Here is an 18,531-nt window from a genome sequence, read left to right on the forward strand (position 1 = left end):
TTAATACATTGCTTGAGTAATTTTTAGGAGCTCTAGAAGAGCCCCTTTATACAATTACCCAAGTAATTGTTAAAATCATTATCTCGCAGTATAGCCTCCATCAACGATTAGCGAAGTTCCTGTTACAAAATCATTTTCACATAAGAAAATAATGGCATGAGCAATTTCCTCCGGTTTGCCAAGTCTTCCAATCGGGTGTTTAGCAATAAGCTCCTTATAGGAAAGATTATTAGCTTCCCTATTTACAGTTCCGGACTCGAGGAAACCGGGACTAATCGCATTGACCCTAATATTTTTATCAGCGTATTCGAGTGCAAGAGTCTTGGTTAAATTTAAAACTGCTCCTTTACTAGCTGTGTAAGCAAACGTCTCAGGAAGGCCGACAGTACTTAAGATAGAGGCAGTATTTACTATGCAACCACCCCCAGTTTTTAGCATTTCGCGAATGACATGTTTTGCCGCAAAAAACACACCATGTTGGTTCACTGATATAATTTTATTATATTGCTCAAAAGTGAGTGTATGCGTTGGATTTAACCCGCCAATACCAGCATTATTTATTAAAATATCAACTTTCCCATATCTATTTACCGTTTCTGTTACTAGATTTTCAACGGAATTTTCTTCAGCAACATTAACTTTTATAAATAGAACCTCTGCTTCATTCTTCCTCAACTCTTGTTCGGTAAATACTCCTGAGGGCTCATTTAAATCAGAGATTACAACTGTGGCCCCTTTTTCAATCAATGCTTTTACAGTTGCAAGTCCAATTCCTGAAGCTCCCCCCGTTACGATAGCTACTTTTTTGTCCAGTTTCCCCACACTACCATCTCCTAATATTTGTTATATTAAAAGTATCATAACGCCAAAAGAATTAACAGAAAATTAAAAAGATTCTAATTTTACTTGATTTATAGTTTTTAATATTCTAAGTTAGTCAGTAGAAAGAATCTTTTAAAGAGGGGGAAGTTGATATGGTTCATAATTATTCAACTACAGCTATTGTTACAGGTGCTGCTGGAGGAATTGGAAAGGCTTTAATCAAACGGCTGGCAAAACGAGAATTAAATTTAGTGCTTGTGGACTTGGCAGAAGAAATGCTTCAAGAAATTGTGTTTGAGACTGGATTAGAGAAAGCAAACGTTCTAGTTGTAAAAGCAGATGTATCTATAGAACAAGATGTTAAAATGTTTGTTCAAAAAACAGTTGAGAAATTTGGAAGGATAGACTACTTTGCAAATAATGCTGGGATTGAAGGACCAAGAGGGGTAATTGAAAACCTAGCAGTAGAGGATTTAGATTTAGTATATAAAGTAAATGTAAGAGGGGTATTTCTTGGACTACAATATGTCATTCCCGTAATGAAAAAACAGGAATCAGGTGCAATCCTCAATACTTCTTCACTTGCAGGTCTAATGGGGGTACCTGGAAGTTCAGCGTATAATATGTCTAAGCATGCAGTTATAGGGTTAACGCGCTCCGTGGCTAAAGAATCAGCACCATATGGAATTCGAGTAAACGCTGTATGTCCTGGTACGATAAATACACAAATGATGAGGAGGATTGAGGAGAGCTCCGGTAATGTAAGGAAACAAAAAACGCTTAATGAGATGTCTACACCTTTAGGTCGGTATGGGGAACCGGAAGAAGTAGCAGCTGTAATGAATTTTCTTTTATCGGAGGAATCATCTTTCGTAACAGGATCATTATATACCGTTGATGGCGGGATGTTAGACCAGTAAAAACAGTCGTTTGAAATTAGAAGGGTAAAAGTATTTAGAACGTTATAATGTTTCATGTTTAAGAAATGTAGCCGAGTCAAGGAAAACTTCAACAGGAAGCCTCAAGATATAATATTTATTTGTAAAAATATTCTAAATATATTGACTAATCAAAAGTCGGTCTATTACAATTGATGTTGAAAGGTGATTCATGTATTGGTAAATTATTTTTTTTAAGGCACTCGTTTTTTGAATTCCTAATTTTTTGAGAGGATGTTAAACGATGACGAAGCACCAACATTTATTTTCTCCTTTTACTCTTGGACGTATTACCTTGAGGAATAGAATTGTTGGGACTGCTCATGGTACAGCAATGATTACAGACGGTGTTCCGATGGAAGAGGACATCAAGTATTGGGAGGAACGAGCACGAGGCGGTGCAGGACTCCTAATTACGGGAGGAACCATTGTTCATCCAAGTTCTCGACTTCGGAGACGAATGCTAAATGAGGCATATTTGGAAGAAGCTGTTCCGATGTTTCGACGCAGGGCTGAGGCGATTCATGCCAACGGAGCTAAGGTGATTGGTCAATTGGTTCACTTAGGCAGAGAGATGATTGGAGGAGAATCCGATTATCCTTTAAGAGCACCATCTGCCATTCAATCACCTCGTGCTCTTTACCGGCCGATTGAGCTAACACATATAGAAATTAACGAGATCATCGATGCCTTTGTACTATCGGCATTAAATTTAAAAAAGGCTGGGTATGACGGGGTTGAAATTCATGCTGCGCATGGCTATTTGGTCGCTCAATTTCTTTCATCTGGAACCAATAAACGTAATGACGAATATGGCGGCTCCCTAAAAGGAAGAATGCGGTTCTTACTTCAATTACTGGAAGCCATTCGCAAGGAAACGGGAAGTGATTTTGTTATAGGTGTTCGGTTGAGTGCGGAGGAAGAGGTAAGCGGCGGCATGCAGTTAGCTGACACACTTCAAATTGTCAAAGTGCTGTCTGGAATTAGTCCTGTCGATTATTTGAACATTACGAAGGGGATTAGAGGAGGATATGTAAAGGATTTGACCATTCCTCAAGGAGTCACGGTAGACGCAGCAAGGGAAATTCGCTCAGCTACTAATATACCCATTCTTGTTAGTCAACGTATTAAAGACCCAAATATGGCAGAGAAGATTTTGGCAGAAGGAGCAGCAGATTTAGTCGGGATTACCCGAGCCCTCATTGCCGATCCAGAGTGGCCACTCAAAGCAGAAACAGGTCGCAGTTATGAAATTATTCCTTGTATCGGCTGTAACCAGGATTGCCGATCATTTGATCCGTTTTTATATTGTGCTGTTAATCCGACTACAGGCCGCGAAAATGAGTTAGATAGAATAATACCTCAGAGCAATAACATAAAAAAGGTTGCCGTTGTCGGAGGAGGGCCAGCGGGTTTAGAAGCAGCAAGGGTAGCAGCTTTACGAGGGCATTCAGTCGAACTATTTGAAAAAGAAGCGACCTTAGGCGGACAGGTGAGAATAGCAGCAAGGGAACCAAACCGCCGGGAGCTGATCGACGTCATTCATTACTTAGAATCAGAGGTTCGAAGACTTGAGGTTACTGTAAATTTAAATCAAGCCGTAGATGTTAATGACTTAAACAGTTTTGATACGGTTATCCTCGCAACTGGAGCGGTGCCAGAACAACCTAAGGTTCATGATTCTATTAAAGGTAAGGTATTGACGGTTTATGATGTGCTAAAGTCTGACGATTTGTCAAAAGGCGTAGGTGAAACTGCGGTTGTCGTAGATGATGGGACAGGATTTTGGCCATCATTAAGTACGGCAGGATGTCTTGCTGCGAAGGGTTATAAGGTGATATATGTGACACCGTCACGAACAATTGGAGCAAGCATTCCGCATGAAAGCATTCAACTGCTTCTTAATCGACTGAGTACAGCTGGGGTACAATTTATGATTTTACACCAAATCGCAGAAGCTAATGGAAATAATATTAAAGTTCGTAATGTTTTAAGTGGGGAAGAAACACTCATAGAATCAAACTTACTTGTCATAGATGCGGGAAGACGTCAAGAAAACACTCTTGCCAAGCAACTTAGGGATGTAGCTATTCCGGCTCACTTAGTTGGCGATGCCATCTCACCTCGGCGGATAAGTCATGCAATATTAGAGGGTCATCGAATTGCCCGTAAGATTTAATTGATAAAAAGTTAATAAATGTATCAATTTAACAGGAAAGAAAGGCAGTTTAGGAGGTAAATATCTTAATAATAAGGGAGATGTATTAGGATGAATTTCGAGTTCTCGGATAAAGTAAAGGATCTGCAACATCAGGTAACGGAGTTTATGGAACAATATGTTTATCCAAATGAGACCGTATATGAGCAACAGTTAAATGAAGGCACATCGAGGTGGGAAATCCCTCCAATCATTGAGGAAATGAAAATTAAAGCAAAGGAAAAGGGCCTATGGAATCTATTTCTTCCAGAAAGTGAGTACGGAGCAGGACTAACTAATTCGGAGTTTGCTCCTTTATGTGAAATAATGGGCCGCTCTCCCTTCATTGGTCCGGAAGCTTTTAATTGTAGTGCACCTGACACAGGGAATATGGAAGTGTTGGTACGATACGGTACGGAGCAACAGAAAAAGGATTGGCTGATTCCTTTATTGGAGGGGAAAATCAGATCTGCCTTTGCGATGACAGAACCTGCAGTGGCCTCTTCTGATGCGAGAAACGTTGAATCAAGTATTGAAAGAGATGGAGACCATTACGTTATTAATGGGCGCAAATGGTGGACATCGGGCGCCCCGGATCCACGCTGTAAAATTCTTATTTTTATGGGGAAATCCAACCCCAATGCCCCAACCTATGAGCAACAATCCATGATTTTGGTCCCGATTGATACTCCAGGAGTAAAAGTTCTTCGAAGCCTCAACGTGTATGGATACGACGATGCACCTCATGGGCATGGAGAAGTATTATTTGAAAATGTAAGGGTACCTGCTTCAAATATGATATTGGGAGAAGGAAAAGGTTTTGCGATTGCTCAGGGAAGACTTGGGCCTGGTCGAATTCACCATTGTATGCGCCTAATTGGTTTGGCAGAAAGAGCATTGGAATCAATGATTGAGAGAGCACAAACTCGGGTCGCTTTTGGAAGCGCTATCTCCGATAAAGGGGTTATCCGGCAATGGATAGCGGATTCAAGGATTGAACTTGACCAAGCACGTCTACTAACTCTAAAAACAGCATATATGATGGATAAATTAGGGAATAAAGAAGCGAAGAAAGAAATAGCGATGATAAAGATCATTGCACCAGAAGTGACAACGAAAATAATCGACCGAGCCATTCAGGTTCACGGAGGAGGCGGAGTTAGCCAAGACTTTTCTCTTGCTAGAAACTGGGCATATGCACGTATTGTTCGACTGGCGGATGGACCCAATGAGGTACACAGGGAAGCTGTGGCAAAACAAGAATTAAAACAGTTTAATCAAAAAGAGACTAAGTATACTTTAAATCATTAGAATGATTAATAAAGTCGTAAGGTGCACCTATCATAAACGTTTTCAAGTAATGGAAATAAACTAGTGAATTGGCGGAAAGGCGGTAATAAGATGAAATCCCATGAAAGCGATGTGATATCAGTCGTTCGTGAAGGGGAAGATTTTAATCGGGAAGCTTTTCACTCCTATATGCTTAAACATTTAAATTGGTGGCCAAATGAACCGCTTGAAGTGACTCAATTTTCAGCCGGGTATTCCAATTTAACTTATTTAATTCGATGTGGGGAGGCAGAAGTTGTTATGCGGCGTCCCCCTTTAGGACCTCTTCCTCCTAAAGCACACGACATGAAACGGGAGTTCTCTTTATTAGAGAAATTATATCCAGCTTTCCCTTATGTACCAAAAACCTACCTTTTATGTGAAGAAGAGTCGATAATAGGAGTCCCATTTTATATTATGGAACGGAAAGAGGGTTATGTATTCGATGCGAAATTCCCGACAGATTTTACAGCTACAGACGAAAAATCCAAACAAATTTCCTATGCGGCGGTTGATACGCTGGCACAGCTTCACCAAATCGATTACAAGGCTATAGGATTAGAAAACTTTGGACGCCCTGAAGGCTTTGTTGAGAGACAAGTTAACAATTGGTTAACTCGGTTTGAGCGAAGTAAAACGCATGATATACCCTATTTTGATAAAATAGGAAAATGGTTCACTGAGAACATTCCTCATTCACTAGGAGCAACAGTTATTCACAATGATTATAAACTAAATAATATGATGTTCTCCAAACAAAATGTCGGGGAAGTAGTTGGAGTTTTTGATTGGGAATTGGCTGCGATTGCTGATCCTTTATTCGACTTAGCTGCCGCCTTGGGTTATTGGACCCAAACGAATGATTGGGAATCTGTTAAACAGAGTTTACCATCCTTGACGACCTCACCTGGATTTATCACTCGCGATGAATATATACACCGATACTCTTTAAAGACCGGGCAAGATATCCCTCCACTGCATTTCTATATGGCGTTTACTTATTTTAAAATTGCGGTTGTGATGCAGCAAATTTATTATAGATGGTCTCTTGGCCAGACAAAGGACAAACGGTTTGCAACATTGGATCAGTCTATATATAGTTTGATGCAATATGCCAATGAAATTATCGAGACAAAGAAATTTTAATAAGTACATTGCTGGATAGATAGTCACATCCATCTCAGTGGTGGCAATCCCATAAGAGTTTTATCAAAAAGGGAAAACTGCTATTTTTTAAGGAGGTAAAGAGATTGGACTCTCTCTTTGATTTGAATGAAAAAGTGGCCCTTATTACAGGAGGGAGTAGGGGGATTGGAAAGCAAATAGTGAAAGCGTTTTCAAACCAAGGGGCAATCGTTGTCATTGCGAGCCGAAACATTCAACATTGTAACGAAGTGGCAGAAGATGTGATCCGGGAGGGAGGGCAAGCACTGGCCATTGGCTGCGATATAGCGAATTTAGACGAAATTCAAAATATGTTCCAAATGGTAGCGGATACATTTGGAAGGCTAGATATATTAGTAAATAACGCAGGTATCAGTATTACCAAACCTTCCATTGAAGTTACAAGCGAAGATTGGGATGCGATGTTTAATATTAATATTAAGGGCTTGTTCTTTGCCTGTCAGGAAGCAGCAAAAATCATGATAGAACAAGGGAGCGGGAAAATTATTAATATATCTTCCATTGGGGGAATCAAAACTTTTAAACGGATTGCTCCGTATGGGGCCAGCAAGGCGGCGGTCATTCAGTTGACAAAGTCGCTTGCTTCAGAATGGGCTCGTCATGGAATATTAGTAAACGGAATTGCACCAGGGCTCATCAGTACGGATATCAATACAGGAGAAATAGCAGATGAAAGACTCTTAAAGAAGATGCTGAATTTGATTCCACTTAGAAGGCTAGGTCAGCCCTCAGATATTGCCATGATGTCAGTATTCCTAGCATCCAATGCTTCCAACTTCATGACAGGTCAAACGATAAGTATTGATGGAGGGGTAACCTCTGAGTAGTGACTAGTTCACTCTTTTATGAATAAGAAGGTCTTTTGACCAACAGAATATTCTTCTGTTTAAGAAATTAGAAAGGAAGGCTAAGATGTATAAACGTTTTGAAAAAAAGGTAGTGTTAATTACGGGTGCAGGGTCTGGCTTAGGCCGTGCAACAGCCATTCATTTAGCATCTGAAGGGGCTATGCTTTCCCTTGTTGACAAAAACATCGAGGCACTTGAGGAAACAAGAAGCCTCATTACCGAAAAGACGCAGCAATCCCCGGTACTCCTTTTAACAGCAGATGTTTCCGATGAAGAGTTAGTGAAGAAATACGTTGATCATACTATTCGTCGTTTTGAGAGAATTGATGGTTTCTTTAATAATGCAGGGATTGTCGACACAAGTGCGCCATTCGAGGAGTATGATAGCGATTTGTTTTCCAAGCTAATTGATATTAACTTATCTGGCGTGTTCTATGGTCTAAAGCATGTTCTTGCTGTGATGAAAAAGCAGAAAGAAGGATTTGTGGTGAATACTGCGTCGGTTGCAGGCCTTCGGGGACTTTACCATAAGCCAGGGTACGTAGCATCAAAACATGGAGTGGTAGGTCTAACAAAAGCAGCTGCAATTGAATATGCTGAATTCGGCATTAGTGTCAATGGAATAGCACCAGGTCCAATTGCAACGAATATGTTGATCAATAATTTTAAAAATATTAATCCGGAAAATTGGGAAGTTGCAGCTGCTCAACATGCAGATGGAATTCCAGCTAAACGGTTAGGGAGGCCGAAAGAAGTGGCACTCCTTGTTGCATTCCTCCTTTCTGGAGAAGCAGCGTTCATTAATGGTGTTACGATTCCAATTGATGGTGGCCAAGGTGCAAGTCAATATTCCCGTAAAAATTAATCGGTGTGGATGGGGGAATCTGAGAATTATCGGATGTATATAATTTAAATTTTCAAAATATTGACAAAAATGTGAAATTATTATAAAGTTAATTTAAATACTGAATCAGTTTTCACTAAAATAAAACATACAAGGAAATATAATACTGATAAATTCCTCTAACAGTATTAGCTTGACCAAAACAATCGGTTATAATGATAATTGAAACATGATTCACTTTATATGTACTAAGGAGGAATTGCAATGCCCCAAGAGAATCAGAACCTTATTCCAAAAACTAACAGAGGAATTCAAACTAGAAATAAGCTTTTACGATCGGCAGAATATGTTTTTGGGAAAAATGGATATCACGAGAGCAGTGTAACAGAGATTACCCAAAGGGCAGGAGTTTCATTAGGTAATTTTTATACTTATTTTGAATCTAAGTACCAAGTATTTGAATCACTACTTTGGGAAATGCAAAGTGAGTTAACAAAAGTCCTACGAAAAAAAACAGCAGGGATAGACAATAGGATTGAGATGGAAAGAGAAGGTTTTAAGGCAATGTTAGATTTTTTAAAAGAAAGACCCTACTGGTATAGCTTATTTCCACAAGCTGAATTTGTCGATAAAGAGCTTCATCGGAAAATAATGGAGGTTTTCGCTGAACCTTATATCAAGCGGATTGAGGAATCAATGGAAATAGGGGATATTCGAAAACTAAACCCAGAAATAATTGTCTATTCTTTTATGGGCATTATGAATTATATTGGTATGAAATGGGTTTTGTGGGATGGAAAAGAAGTTGACGACAAATTATTAGATGAGCTTATGGAATTTGTAAAATTTGGAATTTCTAAGTAAATAAAGATAAGGTACTTTTTTAATAGACTATCATAAATCCTCTTATATTATTTGTATAGCGGATTTATGAGCTAAATAGTTAATGTAAGCGCTTCCTATAAGGGGCCATGCTTATAATTCTGAGTATCTCAATGTTAATTAGAATGGACGCTCTTCAAAAGGAGTTGAATGGGATTTGAAAAGACTAGCCTTAGGTTTAATTATAATCACTTCTTTGTTAGCTGCTTGTAGTAATGGAACGGATGTAACTACATCTCAAGGAGAAAAAGCAACAGGGGTCACGGATACTTCTATTAAAATTGGTGCTTGGCTCCCTCTTACAGGTGGTGTTGCTGCACATGGAATACTTCAGCAAACTGGGATGAACGCTTACTTCGAGATGATCAATGATAATGGTGGTGTAAATGGAAAGAAGATTGAGTGGATAGTGGAAGATAATGCTTTCGACCCACAGAAAACTGTGGCTGCCGCTCGTAAACTTGTGGAGCGGGATAAAGTTTTTGCAGTCGTGGGCTCCAACGGCACGGCACAGAGCGCGGCAACATTTCCCTATTTGCTAGATCAGGCGAAAGTACCTTTCCTGCCGGGACAGGGTGGAGCGAACGATTGGTGGAATCCTGTTAAACCAAATCTTTTTGGGGTTCAGGTGGTATATGAAAACCAGGCACAAGCTTTAGGCCACTGGGCAGCTAAGGAAGGGGCGAAGAATATCGTTGTCGTTCACAGTGACCCCGCAGCGTTTATTAATGTAGCTAAAGCTGTTGAGCCAGGAGTCAATACAATTTCCAAGGAAGCATCTGTTAATCTGCTCCCGGTAAAGTTTGGGACTTCTGACTACGCTCCGATTGGACTCGAGATAGCAAACAAAAAGCCCGATGCTGTTGTCGCTATTTTAGCGGTAGAGGAACTCATTGCTTTTTCAAAGGCATTGAATCGTCAGAATCTAGATGTTCCTATTTACACCTACGCACCTAATGTATCAAATGATACGTTAGAACTTGGTGGCAAAGCAATTGAAGGACTAAGGGCGATGTCTTATACGGTGCCGCCAACCATCGACACTCCAGAGGTGGAAGAATATAGGGAAGCTTTGAAAAAGTACGAACCGTCTGCACATCCTGATTTTCAATCCCTATATATGTGGGGAGTCGCTAAAGTCTTTGTAGAGGCAATAAACCAGGTAGATGGGCCTCTTACACGTGAATCTTTTGTTCAGTCACTAAAATCGATGGAGAATTTTGAAAACGGTATTATTCCTCCAGTAACCTTCTCAGAAGGTGACCATATGGGTGTAAAAGAATTACAGCCAGTCATGGTGGAAAATGGAGAATGGAATACTGTAGGGGATTTCATTGATCCTGATAAGGAATGGTAAAGGATAGTCCTTTGAAAATGGCAACAAAGTGATTTTGACCTTTAGCGATCAACCGAAAGATTCTGAACAGCCAGCCTCCAACCTTTTATCCGAAAATAACAGATATCTTTTGGGAGATAATTTCTGAATATTTACATTATTAAAAATAGTGGGGGTATGGCGATTGAAAAAGGTGCTATTAGGGATTGCGATGCTGCTATTATTTATAGCTGGGTGTAGCGGTGGAAATGCGGAGAAGACGCTAGGTATAACAGAAGAATCCATCAAAATTGGGGCATGGTTGCCGATGACAGGACCTGCAGCTGTTTATGGAAGTACCCAGCGCCAAGGGATTGAGGCTTATTTTGAAATGATCAATGAAGATGGAGGAGTAAACGGAAGGAAGATTGAATACATCACAGAAGATAGTGGCCGGGACCCACAGCAAACGGTTGCTGCTGCCCGGAAACTAATTGAACGAGACGAGGTCTTCGCTATTGTAGCTCCTTTTGGAACTGCACAAACAGAAGCAACTTTCTCATTCGTATTAGATGAAAAAAAGGTACCTTTGTTAAATGTCTATGGAGGACTAGAAAACTGGTATGATCCATCCCGTGAAAATCTTTATGGGGTGATGATTCCATACGAAGATCAAGCTCGTGCTCTTGGAAGATGGGCTGCTAAGGAAGGAGCTAAGAATATTCTTGTTATTCATAACGATCCGGCGGTATACGAAATAGTGGCTAATAATGTGGAACCAGGTGTAAAAACCGTCGAATCGAGTTTATCGGTAGATCTATTGCCGGTAAAATATGGTACGGCAGACTATGCTCCAATTGCCCTCGAAGTTATTAACCGGAAACCTGATGCTATTGTTATGATTCAACCGATTGAGGAATTAATTGCGTTGGCAAAGGCGTTGGATAACCAAAATTTCGAAGTTCCATTATACACATATTCACCTAATGCTTCACTAGATACATTGGAGTTAGGAGGAGGAGCCGTAGAGGGACTTCATGCTATGTCTTGGACTGTGCCACCTACAACTAATTCACCTGCTGTTAAGGAGTATAGAGAGGTTCTGAAAAAGCATGCTCCTGCTACAACACCTGATTTCCAATCTCTATTTACGTGGGCTGAGTCAAAAATCTTTGTTGAGGCTCTGAAAAAAATCGATGGAGCACCGACACGTGAAAAGTTAATTAGTGCTTTGGAATCTATTGAAAATTATGAGACAGATATTCTTCCTCCAGTATCCTTTTCATCTGACAATCATTTGGGTGTTAAAGAAATTCAGCCTGTTAAGGTTGAAAATGGAGAATGGAAAACGGTAGGGGGCTTTATCGATCCGGCGACAGATTGGTAGATAAACTAGAAAAGGGGTGAAGAAATACGATGCATGATTTACTCTCCGTAATTTTTTCAGGACTGGTAAGTGGATCTCTTTACGCACTACTTGGCCTTTCGATAGTTATCATTTTTAGGGCAACAGATGTTGTAAACTTTGCAATTGGAGATATAGCAACTATTGGAGTTTACGTTGCTTTATCCGTGATGGCATTGGGAGTTCCTGTAATATTGGCACTGCCTGTTACGTTCATTGTAGCTGGCATGATTGGAATCGGGGTAGAACGATTTATCATACGCCCGCTCGGGCCCGGCAGCATGTTTTCAGCATTGGTCATAACAATGGGGTTTGGGTTAGTACTTCAGGCGTTAATTGGGACTGTTTGGGGGTTTACCCCCCGGGCAATCCCTCCAATTATAGATGGTAGCTTTACGTTTTTAGGAGTGGCAATTACTTATCAAAAACTATTGGCTACTGGTCTAGCAATAGTTGCTATGTTGCTCGTTGCAACCTTATTTAACTGGACGCGTATAGGATTAGCAATGAGGGCTTCTGCTGAAGATCACTTTGCTGCCAAAATGGTAGGCATAAAAAGCAGTCGAGTAGCAAGTCTTGCATGGTTTTTAGGATGTGGCTTAGCTGGGTTAACAGCTTTCATTATGGCCGCTGAGACTTCCGTTAGTGTTACCTTGATGGCAATGGTTCTTTTCCGGGCCTTTGCAGGAGTTTTCTTGGGTGGCCTGAACAATATGATGGGTGCAGCAGCTGGCGGTATGATGATTGGGATTATGGATAATTTAGCTGGAAGTTATGTTTCAGCAAGTTTTCGGGACACGATGGTATTTGCCGTAATCGTCGCCATTCTATTTATTCGACCGAGCGGTATACTGGGGGCTAAGGGGGGAGCTAGGGTATGAACAGCCATAACATCTCCGCTCTAGGGCAAAATAGAAAACAAAAAAACACTCAGCTTAGTTTGATTGTTATTGTGGGGATAGCTTTAATAGTTATTCTTGGGCCAGCGGGTCTAGTGGGTTCTTATGTTAGCTACGTGATCAACCTTACACTCATATATGCAATTGGGACTATTTCAATCAGTATGTTGGCGAATTACTCTGGGATTTGGTCCATTGGACATACGGCATTCTTAGCCATCGGTGCTTACCTAGCAGCGAATTTGAGTGTTCGTGGTTTCTCAGTTGAACTAATTATTCTGATTAGTTTTGTGATTACGCTAATAATAGGGTTGATAATTGGTCTCAGCGCGGGACGATTTTCCATCCTTTACATGGCCATTTTAACTTTGGCACTTGGGTTGGTATCAAATGAGGTAATCGGACGATGGCACTCAGTAACCGGTGGGGATCAGGGTATCACGGTTGGTCCTGCTCGCTTGTTATTTTCTGAGGATCCAATTAGTGCTAATAATTACGTAGTGTTAACAACCGTATTGTTCACCTTGGTTTTCCTGCTAGTTACCATTATTACTAAAGGAACACTTGGACGCCGTTGGTTAGCTGTAAAAAGTCAGCGAATGGCATCCATGTCGATTGGATTAAAACCTTCTCTTGAAAACGCGTTAGCTTTTGGGTTAAGTGGTGCCATTACTTCTATAGCTGGAGTGTCTCTTGCTTACTCCACAATGTATATCAGTCCCGAAGCCTTTACAATAGCAATTGCTACAAACCTTATGCTCTGTACAGTAGTTGGAGGGGTGGGAAGTATTGGCGGTGCTATGTTAGGTGCAATGTTTCTGGTACTAGTACCTGAAGTAGCTCGAGAGGTGCAGGGAATTTCTGGGTATGTATTTGGTTTTGCAACCATTCTTGTATTGTTATTTTTGCCGGAAGGAATTGTACCAGGTATTTTAAAACGCCTAAAAAAGAGAAGTAAGACGATTCTGAAAAAAGAAGAACTTGTTGCTGCTACTTCGGAAAATGCACTAATAGAATTTCATGAAAGCGAACATCTTCATTCATTAGTGGAAGGATTCTTAAACCCAGCAACATCCAATTTGACGGTTTCAGATCTTAGCGTATCTTTTGGAGGTGTTCGTGCTCTAAATCATGTTAGTCTCGATGTTCCAGCTGGGAGTGTAGTAGGTCTGATTGGCCCAAATGGTGCAGGGAAAACTACTCTGTTAAATGTTTTGAGTGGGTATGTTAAACCTTCAAGTTTTGAAGGCCTGCGCTTTGGAAAAATCAATTTAGCACAGTTAGCGCCTTACCAGCGAGTACAGCATGGATTTGGCCGTACCTTTCAACATGCTGAACTATTTACAGAACTCACTATCGAAGAAAATATTATTCTAGCAGCCCAACAAAGCTATAAAGTACTAAATGGCAAAGGAAATAATAAAGAACCACTTAAGATTGCTGAAAAGTTAATTGATCAGCTTCGATTACGGCCATATGCAAATTCCTATCCAGCGGAGGTACCTTTTGGTGTCCAAAAGGTTACCGATATTGTTCGAGCTTTGGCTACTGGTGCACAAATCATTGTGATGGATGAACCATTTTCAGGACTAGATGCAGATGAACGCAAGGAGGTACGGTTAATCCTACAAGTAATGAAACAAGCTGGAGTCTCGATTTTAATTATTGACCATGTGGTACAGGAGGTACTGAGTATTGCCGATCAGATGGTGGTACTGGACTTTGGAAGTGTACTTGCAACAGGAACCCCTGATGAAATTAAAAACAATCCAAAAGTGCTGGAAGCTTATCTTGGTTCTGTACTACAAGATGGTAAGGAGGACTTAACCGATGATCACTAATATAGTAGCAAAGGAATTGTGCCTTGAAAATGTAACACACCGGTATGACGGAGTACTTGCTCTTCAAGATATTTCCCTAGAAATTGAAAGGGGTAGTTTTACAGCTATCCTAGGGCCAAATGGTGCAGGTAAATCTACACTTGCTCTCATCTTAGGTGGAATGCTTCGCCCAACGTCTGGTTCGGTCACTGTGAAACAACATAAGGGTAAACAATCAGGTGATGGATTCATCGGACTTGGAGTTGTTCTGGTTCCTGAAGGACGCCGATTATTTAATTCGATGACAGTGAAAGAAAACTTGCTTATTGGAGCCTATGGCTCCGGTCAATCCAAAGTCGAGATGATGAGAAGCTATGAGGATATACTAGAGTTTCTGCCAGAACTGAAACGCCATCTAAATAAACCTACTGGACTTTTAAGTGGTGGCGAGCAACAGATGGTTGCGGTTGCCCGGGCAATCATGGCCCGACCCGATACCATTATTTTGGATGAGCCATCTTTGGGATTGGCACCTAAAATGATTGAGAGAATATATGAAATTATCTCTGAGCTAAATAAACGGGCATTGACGGTAATCGTCATTGAGCAGATGGCTACCTATGCACTGCGGAATGCAAAAAACATGGTTGTACTTGAAGGTGGAAGTATTCGATATCATGGTTCTGTCACTATGACAGCTGCAAGTGAGGTCTTACAAGAGGGATACTTTGGAACAAAGTAACATCAAATGGGGGTGGGAGTGTGACAAAAATTGCTATTGTTACCGGTGCTGCCCGGGGAATGGGGAACGGGATAGCTATCCGGCTAATAGAAGAGGGGTACACTGTAGTTGCCGCAGATGTGGATAAAGTAGGCTTGGATCTTCTTGATGAGAAGGTCACAAGGAATGCTTTAATTAAAAAAGTAGGGGATATCGGAGATCCTCAATTTATTAAACAAATGGTAAGTGAGTTAGATTCATCTCAAATCGAACTACTAGTGAATAATGCTGGTGTCCGCTGGCCAACTACCGTTTTAGATGCTACCGATGAGGAATGGGAAACCACGATGAGGGTGAACCTAACGGCTCCATTTTATCTCACTAGGGAAGTCGGAAATGCATGGAAAGCTGCTGGTCGCGGGGGTTTAATTATTAATATTGCTTCTATTGCGGGTTTAATGGGCTTAAATAATCGAGCAAGTTATTGTGCTTCAAAAGGGGGGCTTATTGCTTTAACAAAAGCGGCAGCAATGGATCTTGCGCCAGCAGGGATCAGAGTGATTGCGATTTGTCCAGGTTTTGTTAACACTTCCATGACTGTTGAGAATGCTCAAGATTATGTAAGGGACTACGTTCCAATTGGGAAAAGTGGCAAGCCTAATGACATTGCCCAGGCAGTCGTGGATTTAATGCGTTGGGAAATCGCAACAGGAACCATCATTCCGTTAGATGGGGGATTAACTGCTGGGTTCCGCTGGTAATGCGCTAGAAACAGAGGAAAGGGGTTAGTGAATTTGACAGATGAACAAATGTTTCTTGAATATGATCTGATTGTCATCGGAGCAGGCATGGCAGGACTTTCTGCAGCCGGCCGTGCGGCAGATGCAGGCGCAAAAGTATTAGTGGTAGAAAAAGCGTCAGAGATTGGTGGTTCTGGACAACATGCAGGATTCCTTTGGACAGTTCCTGATGAACGGGTACTTAGAGGATGGGATGATGGAGACCCACATTTGGCTCGTGTTGTGTTGGAAAATTTTCCAGAAGGAACAGAATGGATGCGCAGCCGCGGAATGTTTCAGTCGGGACCGACACCTGTTCTTCATGGACTCGGTTATGCGTTGAATGTAACTGGGCATTTTCAGGATTGTACAAAAATGATTCGGAAGGCGGGTGGTCAAATTATCTTAGGTGCATTTGTTGAAGAGCTAATTTTAAGTCCTGAAGGGAGGGTAGAGGGAGCACGGATTCTCGATGATAACGAATTAATTGAGGTAAAAGCAGAATGGACTCTAATAGCTACAGGTGGTTTTCAGGCAAATCCTGCTCTCAGGGCAGAAAAAATCCACCCAAACGCGGCAGGTATTGCCCTGAGGTCTAATCCTAACAGTACTGGTGATGGAATCCGCTTAGGACTTCAGGCAGGATCAACATGGGCTGGTGAGAACCCAGGTTTTTATGGACATTTGATAAGTTCACCAGCCTGTCTTAATAACCCATCACTATTTACCCGACTCTCCCAATATCATAGTGACTATTCGCTCCTATTTAATGAGGAAGGAGTCCGGTTTACCGACGAGAGTCAAGGGGATTTCCGCAGTTCAAATGAGTTGGTGTTTCAGCCAAATGCACGTGGATTGCTTGTCTGGGACGAACATATCCAACAGGAACATGTCTTAAAGTCATTTGTCCATGGCGTTGAAGCGGAGGATAGGTTGCAGGTGGCTCTTCAACATGGGGCACTTGGGATAAAGGTAAAGGAGATTACAGAATTAAGTGACATTGCTGCTCAATGGGGATTTGATGGGAAGACAGTTGTGCAAAGCATCAAAGAATACAATGAAAAAGTTGTTTCATCCCCTGAAAAAATCAACCCTTCACGTGCTTATGATCTTCGGCCGTTGGACAAGGCACCCTATTATGCACTTGTTGTGGAACCAGCCATTACATTTACTCATGCTGGTCTTCGAATTGACGATCAGGCTAGAGCACTGAATTCAGAAGGGAAGCCGATTCCAGGACTTCTCGTTGCTGGAGCGGATACTGGAAATGTTTATAAACGTGGGTATGGCGGTGGGTTGGCAATGGCCCTCGGATTTGCCTTGCAAGCTGTAAAGACAGCAGGATGGATTGTACCAAAAGTAAGTAATGTGTAAAAGAAATTCATAAGCTTTTAATAGACTTCTATAGTTGTATAGTTAGTAAAAAAATTTATATAGAGGAGAGTGCAATATGTATAAGTTTATTGAATATCAAAAGGAAAATAACGTGGCGACACTTTGGTTGAATCGTCCAGAGAAAAAGAATTGCATCAACTGGGAGATGTTGAACGAAATGGCGGATGCCATCGGGGAGGCAGAAAATGATGATGAGGTATTAGCTCTAGTCGTACGAGGACGCGGGGGCACATTCTGTGCAGGGGCAGACTTAGATATGTTGGATGCTGACTTTCTGAAAACAACTGTTTCTTCCATGAACATCGCAACCTTCTCCGCAAAAACTTATGACCGATTATTTAATATGAAGAAACCAACCATTGCAGTCGTCGAGGGTTATGCCGTTGCAGGAGGTTTTGAATTACTGATATCGTGTGACTTTATGATAGCGGCTGATGATGCCAAAATCGGTGACTTTCACATTCGCCGTGCATTATTTGGCGGGGCAGGTCCCATCTATCGCCTACCAAGATATGTTGGCATGAGAAGAGCGAAAGAATTAATGTTAACAGGGAAATTGCTAAGCGGTGTTCAATGTGCCGAATGGGGACTTGCGAACGTATCCGCTCCTAAAGAAGAACTAGATCAAGTGGTTGAAACCTTCTTAGGTGATTTAACTGACAAAAGCCCATTCGTTATGTGGATTACGAAAATGTCAGCAAACCGCGGTTTAGATGCGGATACCGATACATTGATGGTGCTGGAACATCTTGCTTGTAATGTTGTGCATCAAAGTGAGGATGCAAAAGAAGGAGTTCAAGCATTCCTGAACAAACGTAAACCTGCATGGACAGGAGTATAAAACTAGTAAATTTCTTTTGAGAAAAATATCACTTCTTGGCCCTTGCCTCTATGGTTTTAACTTTAAAAGAAAGTAAAAAAGAGAATGCCTGCCTTCAAGTATAGTAGAATTAGTTTTCTGAAATATTTGAATAATATAAAAATGGAGAGTGATATCATGTATAAATTCATTCAATATCAAAAGGAAAATAACGTGGCGACACTTTGGTTGAATCGCCCAGAGAAAAAGAATTGCATCAACTGGGAGATGTTGAACGAAATGGCGGATGCCATCGGAGAGGCAGAAAATGATGATGAGGTATTAGCTCTAGT

At 41.1% G+C, this 18,531-nt stretch carries 16 protein-coding genes; 15 read left to right on the forward strand and 1 reads right to left on the reverse strand.

Annotated features, from left to right (window positions below):
• Nucleotides 1-78 precede the first annotated feature (78 nt).
• On the reverse strand, nt 79-822 hold the full coding sequence (locus tag ACIQXQ_RS09785) for an SDR family NAD(P)-dependent oxidoreductase (protein WP_402956943.1): 744 nt from the start codon (nt 820-822) through the stop codon (nt 79-81).
• 152 nt (nt 823-974) lie between these two features.
• Here ACIQXQ_RS09785 and ACIQXQ_RS09790 point away from each other — a divergent pair, with 152 nt between their 5' ends.
• The 15 genes from ACIQXQ_RS09790 to ACIQXQ_RS09860 all read left to right on the forward strand — a co-directional run bounded on the left by ACIQXQ_RS09790 (nt 975) and on the right by ACIQXQ_RS09860 (nt 18,220).
• Nucleotides 975-1,742, forward strand: a complete 768-nt coding sequence (locus ACIQXQ_RS09790) for an SDR family NAD(P)-dependent oxidoreductase (RefSeq protein WP_402956945.1) — start codon at nt 975-977, stop codon at nt 1,740-1,742.
• Nucleotides 1,743-2,004: 262 nt separating this feature from the next.
• Complete coding sequence (locus ACIQXQ_RS09795) at nt 2,005-3,939, forward strand: oxidoreductase (RefSeq protein ID WP_402956947.1); 1,935 nt, start codon at nt 2,005-2,007, stop codon at nt 3,937-3,939.
• 90 nt (nt 3,940-4,029) lie between these two features.
• Entirely contained in the window at nt 4,030-5,268 is a 1,239-nt protein-coding gene (locus ACIQXQ_RS09800; protein ID WP_402868828.1) for an acyl-CoA dehydrogenase family protein, read from the forward strand.
• 90 nt (nt 5,269-5,358) lie between these two features.
• Nucleotides 5,359-6,432, forward strand: coding sequence for a phosphotransferase family protein (locus ACIQXQ_RS09805; protein WP_402868826.1), 1,074 nt, complete (start codon nt 5,359-5,361; stop codon nt 6,430-6,432).
• Between the two features lie 104 nt (nt 6,433-6,536).
• Nucleotides 6,537-7,298 (forward strand): SDR family NAD(P)-dependent oxidoreductase, encoded by a 762-nt coding sequence (locus ACIQXQ_RS09810; RefSeq protein WP_402956949.1) that lies wholly within the window; start codon nt 6,537-6,539, stop codon nt 7,296-7,298.
• 85 nt (nt 7,299-7,383) lie between these two features.
• On the forward strand, nt 7,384-8,184 hold the full coding sequence (locus ACIQXQ_RS09815) for an SDR family oxidoreductase (RefSeq protein WP_402868823.1): 801 nt from the start codon (nt 7,384-7,386) through the stop codon (nt 8,182-8,184).
• Between the two features lie 243 nt (nt 8,185-8,427).
• Nucleotides 8,428-9,027, forward strand: coding sequence for a TetR/AcrR family transcriptional regulator (locus ACIQXQ_RS09820; RefSeq protein WP_402956951.1), 600 nt, complete (start codon nt 8,428-8,430; stop codon nt 9,025-9,027).
• Nucleotides 9,028-9,202: 175 nt separating this feature from the next.
• Nucleotides 9,203-10,402: an ABC transporter substrate-binding protein gene (locus ACIQXQ_RS09825; protein ID WP_402956953.1), complete on the forward strand. Its 1,200-nt coding sequence runs from the start codon at nt 9,203-9,205 to the stop codon at nt 10,400-10,402.
• Between the two features lie 172 nt (nt 10,403-10,574).
• A complete protein-coding gene (locus ACIQXQ_RS09830) occupies nt 10,575-11,747 on the forward strand; it encodes an ABC transporter substrate-binding protein (RefSeq protein WP_402869857.1) in 1,173 nt (390 codons plus the stop codon).
• A gap of 29 nt (nt 11,748-11,776) precedes the next feature.
• Entirely contained in the window at nt 11,777-12,646 is an 870-nt protein-coding gene (locus tag ACIQXQ_RS09835) for a branched-chain amino acid ABC transporter permease (protein WP_402868818.1), read from the forward strand.
• Nucleotides 12,643-14,505 carry a branched-chain amino acid ABC transporter ATP-binding protein/permease gene (locus ACIQXQ_RS09840; protein WP_402868816.1) on the forward strand — a complete coding sequence of 621 codons (1,863 nt, stop codon included), beginning with the start codon at nt 12,643-12,645 and terminating at the stop codon, nt 14,503-14,505. The genes ACIQXQ_RS09835 and ACIQXQ_RS09840 overlap by 4 nt, the downstream gene beginning before the upstream one ends.
• Entirely contained in the window at nt 14,495-15,226 is a 732-nt protein-coding gene (locus tag ACIQXQ_RS09845) for an ABC transporter ATP-binding protein (RefSeq protein ID WP_402868813.1), read from the forward strand. The genes ACIQXQ_RS09840 and ACIQXQ_RS09845 overlap by 11 nt, the downstream gene beginning before the upstream one ends.
• Nucleotides 15,227-15,246: 20 nt before the next feature.
• A complete protein-coding gene (locus tag ACIQXQ_RS09850) occupies nt 15,247-15,966 on the forward strand; it encodes an SDR family NAD(P)-dependent oxidoreductase (RefSeq protein WP_402868810.1) in 720 nt (239 codons plus the stop codon).
• A gap of 33 nt (nt 15,967-15,999) precedes the next feature.
• Nucleotides 16,000-17,358: an FAD-dependent oxidoreductase gene (locus ACIQXQ_RS09855; RefSeq protein WP_402956955.1), complete on the forward strand. Its 1,359-nt coding sequence runs from the start codon at nt 16,000-16,002 to the stop codon at nt 17,356-17,358.
• A 76-nt stretch (nt 17,359-17,434) separates the two neighbouring features.
• Complete coding sequence (locus ACIQXQ_RS09860) at nt 17,435-18,220, forward strand: enoyl-CoA hydratase/isomerase family protein (RefSeq protein ID WP_402956957.1); 786 nt, start codon at nt 17,435-17,437, stop codon at nt 18,218-18,220.
• Nucleotides 18,221-18,531: the final 311 nt, after the last annotated feature.

It is taken from the genome of Peribacillus sp. NPDC097198 (assembly GCF_044762055.1).
Classification (GTDB): domain Bacteria; phylum Bacillota; class Bacilli; order Bacillales; family DSM-1321; genus Peribacillus.